This window comes from Desulfobacter sp. (assembly GCF_050177295.1).
The window spans coordinates 1-7778 of the sequence record NZ_JBFXHE010000204.1 but is presented as its reverse complement, the minus strand read 5'-3'; the positions used below and the strand labels follow the sequence as shown (position 1 = coordinate 7778).

Annotated in this window: 7 protein-coding genes; all 7 read right to left on the bottom strand. The window is 53.4% G+C overall.

Annotated elements, in window-relative coordinates:
• Positions 1 to 55 precede the first annotated feature (55 nt).
• Positions 56 to 1909 (bottom strand): ATP-binding protein, encoded by a 1854-nt coding sequence (locus AB7U36_RS14265; protein ID WP_428160407.1) that lies wholly within the window; start codon positions 1907 to 1909, stop codon positions 56 to 58.
• A 234-nt stretch (positions 1910 to 2143) separates the two neighbouring features.
• A complete protein-coding gene (locus AB7U36_RS14260) occupies positions 2144 to 2803 on the bottom strand; it encodes a DedA family protein (RefSeq protein WP_428160406.1) in 660 nt (219 codons plus the stop codon).
• A gap of 184 nt (positions 2804 to 2987) precedes the next feature.
• Positions 2988 to 3392 carry a biotin/lipoyl-containing protein gene (locus tag AB7U36_RS14255; RefSeq protein ID WP_428160405.1) on the bottom strand — a complete coding sequence of 135 codons (405 nt, stop codon included), beginning with the start codon at positions 3390 to 3392 and terminating at the stop codon, positions 2988 to 2990.
• 22 nt (positions 3393 to 3414) lie between these two features.
• Positions 3415 to 4404: an OadG family protein gene (locus AB7U36_RS14250; RefSeq protein ID WP_428160404.1), complete on the bottom strand. Its 990-nt coding sequence runs from the start codon at positions 4402 to 4404 to the stop codon at positions 3415 to 3417.
• A 9-nt stretch (positions 4405 to 4413) separates the two neighbouring features.
• Positions 4414 to 5562: a sodium ion-translocating decarboxylase subunit beta gene (locus AB7U36_RS14245; protein ID WP_428160403.1), complete on the bottom strand. Its 1149-nt coding sequence runs from the start codon at positions 5560 to 5562 to the stop codon at positions 4414 to 4416.
• 14 nt (positions 5563 to 5576) lie between these two features.
• Positions 5577 to 7109, bottom strand: coding sequence for an acyl-CoA carboxylase subunit beta (locus AB7U36_RS14240; RefSeq protein WP_428160402.1), 1533 nt, complete (start codon positions 7107 to 7109; stop codon positions 5577 to 5579).
• A gap of 280 nt (positions 7110 to 7389) precedes the next feature.
• Positions 7390 to 7778: helix-turn-helix domain-containing protein (locus AB7U36_RS14235; RefSeq protein WP_428160401.1), on the bottom strand; the 389-nt coding region annotated here is incomplete at its 5' end.

The window sequence follows — 7778 nt, the reverse complement described above, 5'->3', positions numbered from 1 at the left end:
GGATATTTTTTTCATCATCAATGATCAGTATGGATTTTGTTTTCATTGCATTCTCCTATTGATTTATGGGCAAGGTAAAGGTGAACGTACTTCCTGTATCCGGGGACGAGTCCACCCAGATCGCGCCTGCATGGGCTCTTACAATCTCCTTGCAAATGGCAAGCCCCAGACCGGTGCCTCCTGGTTCCCGGCCTTTAACCTGAACAAATTTCTGAAATATTTTCGATTGATAGGGCTGGGGGATTCCCGGCCCATTGTCCTGAACAGACAGGTGGACATTCGGCCCGATTCTCTGGGCCCGAAGCGCGATGCGCCCGCCCCTGCCCAGATAACGGAGGGCGTTGGAAACCAGATTGGTCAGGACCCAGGTGATCTTGTTTGCGTCCGCCCGGACCCTGGGCAGTTCACTGGGAATATGCGACACCAAGTCAACCTCCTTCATATCCAGCTGACCTTTAAAAACCGTCCGGACATGATCGAAAAGGGTCACGACCGGAACACTGTCATATTCCATTTCAATCCGGCCGGCTTCGATCTTTGAAAGATCCAGCAGATCATTGACAAGGGCTTTCATGCGAAGGACCTCCTCATGGGCGACCCGAAGGAGATCATGGTCCTTTTCCTTCAGCGCACCGTCAGCGTGTTCCAGCAGAAGGTCTACACTCATTCCCAGGCTGGTGAGAGGGGTGCGCAGCTCATGGGATGCGGCCATGACAAATTCGCTTTTGAGTTGTTCAACCTCCTTGAGCCGGGTTACATCCCGTAGCAGAAGCACGATTCCAGAAAGATGGCGATCCCTGCCCAGGATGGCGGTAACCGAAAAGAGGCAGTGCCGGATCCGGTTACCCGCAGTCAGGACAACCATCCGGTCATCCTCCGGAATACTCGGATGGGAGCCGGTTTCGAGCGTTTCCCGGATCAGGTCGCATAGCTTTGAATCAGGCAGGATATCCGGGCATTGCAGCGAGACCGTCTCCGCCAGGGTTACCCCCAGCATTTCCCTTGCAGCAGGGTTGATGCTGGTGATGTTGAGATTGATGTCAAACACCACCAACCCGTCCTCAATACTTGAGAGTATGGCCTCTCCCTTGTTTTTTTCAGCGATGATCTGCTCGATATTCATCTCATGATACCGGAGAAGCTTTGTCGCCATCTCGTTGAACTCCCTGGCCAGGCTTCCCAGTTCGTCGTCTGTTTCCACAGGTACCTGTACGGCGTAGTCCCCGGCCGAGATCTTTCTTGAGGCCGCCATGAAGCCCCGGATCGGCCGTACCACCCGTTCCGCGAGAAAAAGGCTGAAGATCAGGGCCACAACCAATGCGGCACCCGCCACAAACGATGTGGACCAAATCGCCCGGTTGGCCACAACACCGGCCTTTAGACTGGCGGCATACATAGTGTCCTCATTGAGCCGGCGCAGGCCGATACAGGCGTCCTTCACCTTTGTGAACAGGGGATAAACGGATTTCCGGTATAAGGCGAACACTGAGGTGGGCCGAACCTTTAAATCGGTCCATTGGGAAAAGCCGTACCGGTAAGCCCGGTATCCAGCCTCAATCTCACGAACCAGATCCGCCTCCCCCGTAATGGTGATGTTATCCTTGGCCCGGGCCAGCCATTCCAGAAACAAGGCTTCATTCTCCCTGAACTGCAAGTTCCCTCTTTCCGAGTCTCCAATATAGATCAGAAGAATTCCGCTGTCCTGACGTTTCAGGGCATCCACCATTTTTTCCGCAGCCAGGATGCTTCTGTAATTCTCACTCAGGATTGCATCCGAGGCTTTGCCCAGGGAGACGAGATTGGCGACTGACCATGCGACCACAAGTCCCATGAGGGTAAAGGCCACACCGTACCCGGTCAGAATTTTCTTTTTTAATGTCATATCAGCCATCATTTTGAGTAAAAGCAATTGATACATCCCTCCTGATTTTTAATCGATACCCATCTATGCCAGGGAGCATAACCCTGGAACTGAGCAAAAAGAATGCCTTGATGTTTTTTTACTTTATTTACAAAATGTTGGCTTTATTTCGGCACCAATTTAAAATTATTCAATTCAAAACCCTTGAATTTTGCAATAAAACCGCATTGCACTTTGCACGAGTCTTGACTGCCTGATGTCTTGACTACCTGATTAAAAACCTTATTTTAATCCGTTCCGTTTTTTTCCCATCTGGAACCGAAAAAATTCGATAACAAGCGGCATGACCGAGAGAAGAATAATGATAAGCAGTACCAGGGAAAAATTTTCCTTGACCACGGGCAGGTTGCCAAAAAAGTATCCCGCCAGTATGAAAACGACCGGCCATATGATGCCGCCTATGAGATTGTAGGCAATGAAGTGCCAATAGGTCATTCGGCCCATGCCAGCCACAAATGGCGCGAATGTGCGGATAATGGGAATGAACCGGGCCAGGATGATGGTCTTTCCGCCATGGCGTTCATAGAATTCATGGGTCCGCTCCAAGTGCTTCCTGTTTAGAAAGCGAACATTCTCCGAATAGAAGACCCTCCGACTGGCGGCCCGACCGATCCAGTAATTGATCGTATCGCCGAGGATGGCGGCGGCGGAAATAATCACCAGCAGCCAAACCACGTTAAAGGCCCCTATGGCCGCGAAAGAGCCGGCGGCAAACAGCAGGGAATCTCCCGGCAGAAAGGGAGCTACCACCAGGCCGGTTTCACAGAAGACGATAAGGAAGAGAATGACATATGAAATTGCTCCATAATTTCTGATGATCTCTCCCAGATGCCGGTCGATATGCAGAACAAAATCAACCCAGAATAAAAGCAGATCCGTCATGGTAGTCGAACCCTTTCCCGCAGCAATCGTCGGATAGCGACCCGACGTATTTTTGTTCGATAAAAGGATCAGGCCCGTCAAACTCTGAGAGTCTCCAAGGCAAAGCCGGAGGTTTACTCATGTTAATTAAAATGCATCGGCGCGATCCGGTTTAGCGCTGTCTCCGTACCCAAAAAAAACGCGGTTATCCGACCAATAGAATAACCGCGCCGGTGGCGACCTGGGCGCCTTTCTGCAAACAGATCTCTTTGACCTGGCCGTCAATAGTGGTGATCAGGGGGTTTTCCATTTTCATGGCTTCCATGACTACGACCACCTGGCCAGCTTTAACCATATCTCCGACGCTGACCAGAATGTCAACAATTAACCCGGGGATAGGTGCCGTGATGGTTCCGGAGGCGAAAACGGCTGCCGGTGCCGGAGTTCGGGTTGGAGGGGGTACCGCCGACGCGGGAATGTGCCGGTCGGCTTGTTTTTCCACTTGCACCTGATAGGGGGAGCCGTTGACTGTTACCTGAGCGGTTCCATTGCTGATGGCACCGATTTCGATCTCATATTCTTTTTGTTTTATGGAAATAGCGTATTTCATTTGGGTTTCTTTGTCTTTGCATTTAGGCGTTAAAATGGCGTTTAAATGCCTGCATCCGGTCGCTCATGATCTTCTGGCGGCCATACAGGCTCCAGGCGTTCTGATTATCCTCCGCGCCGAGTTCAGATTTTATACTGACGGGTCCGGACATCTCCAGATGAAGGGCCATGGCAACAGCGGCCACCATCTCCGGCTCCATTTCAGTTCGGATACATTGATATCTGGCGTTTCCAGACCTCATCGCAACAGCGGCCACCATCTCCGGCTCCATTTCAGACGCTGCTGAGACCGGTCTCGGTGCTGAAACAGTCGGTTGCAGCTTTGTTTCCTCAACTTTGGCGGCTTTGCGCTTGTAGGCCGATTCAAAGATCTTGCCGCAGACGATCATGCCGAACATCAACACGCCCAGTACCAGGAAAACGCCGAAGAAGCGGATAAAAAGCGTTCCGATGGCATATCCCCAGAAAGAGTCGCAGGGACCGCAGATCAGCAGGATCTTTCCGTCGGCCGCGCCGTCAGTGTCATACGGACCGCCGTCCCGGATGGTGAAGGCCAGCTCGCGGACGCGATCCGGGTACGCCTTCTGATTTGCTCCAGTGTCGGTCCAGGCCGGAGAGGCACCGGAATTATAGAGAAAAAACCGGGTAGAACTGGAAAAAAAGTCCGAGCCAGCGGTTAGGGTGACCTCGTCGCCGGGGGAGATATTTTCCAGAAGAACAGAGAACAAGTCGCAGCGGAAGTCCTTGCGGTCTATCCCGTCGTCCTTTACCGATGCAAAATCCACGGCCTGAACATCCGCGACTCTACCGCTGTCGGCTGCGAACCGAACCGTCACCGAAGTACTTTTTCCGCGGGGCAGAAGTTTGGCGGTAACGGCGTCTCCGTCCCGGGTGAAAACAGGCTTGGGCTTTTCCACATCCTCACCAAAGGCAGCCAGAGCAGGCGTGAATCCAAGGAGGATCAGAACGCACAGGCCAGTGCTGAGGAAAGAGGCTTTTTGTATCTTTTTCATTCCGACCTCCTACTGGAACATGGCAATAAACATGCCCGCCGCCGCCGCCGAGCCGATGACTCCGGCCAGGTTGGGCCCCATGGCGTGCATGATCAGAAAATTGGTGGGATCCGCCTTCAGTCCCTCTGTGTTTGAAACCCGGGCCGACATGGGCACGGCCGAAACGCCGGCCGAACCGATCAGGGGATTCATCTTCTCCTTTGAGAAAAGGTTCATGATTTGGACCGTCAGTATCCCGCCGACGGTGCAGATGACAAAATCTAACAGGCCGAAGGCGAAGATCAACAAGGGCTTCCAGGTCAGGAAGGTTTCGGCCTTCATGGTGGCACCCACCGAAACCCCTAAAAAGATGACGACGATGTTCATCAGGTCAGTTTCCGCCGTGTCGGCCAGTCGTTTGACCACGCCGCTCTCCCGCATGATGTTGCCCAGCATGAACATGCCCATCAGAGGCGCCACCGCCGGAATCAACAGAACGATCAGGGTCGCTCCGACCAGGGGAAAAATAATTTTTTCCCTTTTGGAGACCGCCCGGAGCTGGCGCATTTTAATCCGCCGCTGTTCCGGGGTGGTAAACAGCCTCATGATGGGCGGCTGGATCAGGGGCACCATGGCCATGTAGGAATAGGCGGCCACGGCATTGGCCCCCAGCAGATGGGGGGCCAGCTTGGCGGTCAGATAAATGGTGGTGGGACCGTCAGCCCCGCCGATGATGCCGACCGAGGCGGCCTCTTTTAAGGTAAAACCGAAAAAAAGAACACCGACATAGGTCACAAACACACCCAACTGGGCGCCGGCGCCGATGATCAGGGTCTTGGGGTTGGCGATCAGGGGACCGAAATCGGTCATGGCGCCCAGACCCAGAAAGATGACGCAGGGGATGATCTCCCATTCCACCCCGTAGTGATAGAAAAACCGGATCAGCTCGGGAGCGCCGTGCTCGGTCTGCCCCATGAGCGGGGTCAGGGGAAAATTCACCAGAAAAATCCCGAAGCCGATGGGCAGGAGCAGCAGGGGTTCAAATTCCTTGGCGATGGCCAGGTACATGAAGACCAGGCCTACGCACAGCATCAGAGCCGCGCCGCCGGTCATGTGAGGGATGCCCGTCTGGGTGACGAGAATTTGTTTGATCAGTTCCAGAACACTTTCCCAGGACATACTCGTTTTCCTTTCTACAGGGGGATGTTCCCATGTTTCTTGGGCGGGTTGGTTGACTGTTTGTTCCTCAGCATCCGCAGGGCTTCGATGATTTTCGGCCGTGTGTCCGCCGGATCAATGACGTCGTCTATATAGCCCAGCTCGGCGGCCTTGTAAGGATTGGCGAACTTATCCCGGTAATCGGCCACCAGCCGCTTTTTCTCGGCAGCCCCGTCTCCGGCCTTCTTGATCTCTTCCCGGAAAATGATGTTGACCGCCCCCTCGGCACCCATGACGGCGATCTCGGCGGTTGGATAGGCGAGGTTGATGTCGCCGCGGATATGCTTGGAATTCATGACGCAGTAAGCGCCGCCATATGCCTTGCGGGTGATGAGGGTGATGCGGGGTACCGTAGCCTCGCAGAAGGCGTAAATCAGTTTGGCGCCGTTTTTGATGATGCCGCCGTGCTCCTGGTTGATGCCCGGCAGAAAGCCCGGCACGTCTTCGTAAACAATCAGGGGAATATTAAAGGCGTCGCAGAAACGAACGAACCTGGCACCCTTGATGGAGGCGTTGATGTCCAGGGCACCGGCCATGACGGCCGGCTGGTTGGCGACGATACCCACCGGCATCCCGTCCATCCGGGCCAGGCCGACAACGATGCTGGCGCCCCAGTATTCCTGGATTTCGAAGAAATAGCCGTCATCCACGTTGGCATGAATGATGTCCCGGATATCATAGGGTTTGTTGGGATTCTGGGGGACCACCGTCCGTAATTTCTCCTCCCGGCGGCCGGGGTCGTCGGCGCAGGCCACGCGAGGCGGATCTTCCATATTATTGCTGGGGAGAAAGGCGAGTAGCTCCCGGATTTTGGCCAGGCAGGCCGCATCGTCGGGGCTGGCAAAATGGGCCACGCCGCTGACGGCGTTGTGGGTCATGGCGCCGCCCAGGTCTTCCTTGGTGACGATTTCACCGGTGACGGCCTTGATCACGTCCGGTCCGGTAATGAACATGTTGCTGGTATTTTGAACCATGAATATCCAGTCCGTCAGGGCCGGAGAATAAACCGAGCCACCGGCGCAGGGGCCCATGATGGCGGTAATCTGGGGAACCACGCCGGAGGCGAGTACGTTCCGCAGGAAAATATCGGCATATCCGGCCAGACTCATGACGCCCTCTTGGATCCGTGCCCCCCCGGAATCACACAGGCCGATAATCGGCGCGCCGACTTTCATAGCGGTTTCCATGACCTTGCAGATTTTCTCAGCGTGGGCCAGGGACAGTGATCCGCCGAAAACGGTGAAGTCCTGGGCAAACACAAAGATCTGGCGGCTGTTGACAAGCCCATATCCGGCCACCACCCCGTCTCCGGGGATCTTTTCCCCCTCCATGCCGAAATCCGTGCAGCGGTGGGCCTTGAACCGGTCCAGCTCGACAAACGTGCCGGGATCAAGCAGTTTGTCAACCCGCTCCCTGGCCGTCAGTTTGCCGGATTCGTGCTGTTTTTTGATCCTCCCCGCACCTCCGCCTTCCAGGGCCTGCCGGCTCTTCTCCTGAAGTTTCTCCATCGATGTTCTGGTTTCCATAGATTGCGTGCTGACGCCCCCTTATAAAAAAATAAACATAGTCCGTTCTAATAACCCACAATTCGCTTATTTTCTCATAACTACTTGAATTTATTAATACCAAAAATTTGCTCGTTAAAAAGTCAGACTAATATTTTATTTTAATTACAACATGTTATAAAAATGAGCGAAACGGGGGTAATAAGTCTCTGAAAAATTAAAAGATCAGTCCATTATCAGGCCAGACATCTTTAGCAGTAGGCAATAAAAAGGTCAATATTTTTCAGTAGTGTCCGGTTATGTTGTCAAGCTGATATTTTTTTCTTTTTCGCCACAACGTTGCAGGATCAATCCCCAGTATTTTGGCCGCTTCGTCAAGGGATACCGTGTTCATAATGACTTTCCGGATATGCTGTTTTTCAATTTCAGCCAGACATTCCAATCCTTCATGCGTATTCTGGTCCGGATTATAGTTTAGTATACCGGGGGATAGATCCTTGTCTATGAGCACTTTACCCGTCGCTGTAATTACGGCCCGCTCAATCGTATTGGCAAGCTCCCTGACATTGCCCGGCCAGGGATAAGCCTGCAATCTCTCCAGTGCAGATTGATCCATACTTCGGATCGTTTTGCCGTTTACCCGGCAAGATTTTTTCAATAGCATTTCAGACA

What these genes read in the sequence shown, in the direction of transcription:
- AB7U36_RS14260 (WP_428160406.1), bottom strand. Translation starts at nt 2,803, where the DNA reads ATGACGGATCTGCTTTTATTCTGGGTTGATTTTGTTCTGCATATCGAC.
- AB7U36_RS14255 (WP_428160405.1), bottom strand. Translation starts at nt 3,392, where the DNA reads ATGAAATACGCTATTTCCATAAAACAAAAAGAATATGAGATCGAAATC.
- AB7U36_RS14250 (WP_428160404.1), bottom strand. Translation starts at nt 4,404, where the DNA reads ATGAAAAAGATACAAAAAGCCTCTTTCCTCAGCACTGGCCTGTGCGTT.
- AB7U36_RS14245 (WP_428160403.1), bottom strand. Translation starts at nt 5,562, where the DNA reads ATGTCCTGGGAAAGTGTTCTGGAACTGATCAAACAAATTCTCGTCACC.
- AB7U36_RS14240 (WP_428160402.1), bottom strand. Translation starts at nt 7,109, where the DNA reads ATGGAGAAACTTCAGGAGAAGAGCCGGCAGGCCCTGGAAGGCGGAGGT.